Genomic DNA, 290 nt, shown 5'->3' on the forward strand with positions numbered 1-290 from the left:
TGCCACACTTGGTCAACTCTGCGTAATATTTTTTTCATTATCCTTAATGAGGTAATAAACTCATTTAAGTGCCGTATATCTTGGTTATTTTTTGAGAACTCAGGTGTATTTCCTCTTAGAGTAAAAATATCACCATCTCGCTTTTCAAGTAGCCCACTATTACCAAAAATATAATAACTTTTATGAGCCGTATTTTTATGAGGGGAAATTGCACTTTCAACACTTAATTTAATGTAATTAAATATCCTTTCAGTCAAATCAATGGTAAAAATATCTTCCCTATAATCAGT

Annotated in this window: 1 protein-coding gene; it reads right to left on the reverse strand. The window is 30.7% G+C overall.

Annotated features, from left to right (window positions below; genetic code table 11):
- The coding region (locus AAEY57_RS19675; RefSeq protein WP_350608629.1) for a hypothetical protein at nt 1-290 on the reverse strand (290 nt) is incomplete at both ends.

Origin of the sequence: Pseudoalteromonas sp. MER144-MNA-CIBAN-0113, assembly GCF_040308965.1 — a bacterium.
In the GTDB taxonomy this organism is placed as follows: domain Bacteria; phylum Pseudomonadota; class Gammaproteobacteria; order Enterobacterales; family Alteromonadaceae; genus Pseudoalteromonas; species Pseudoalteromonas tetraodonis.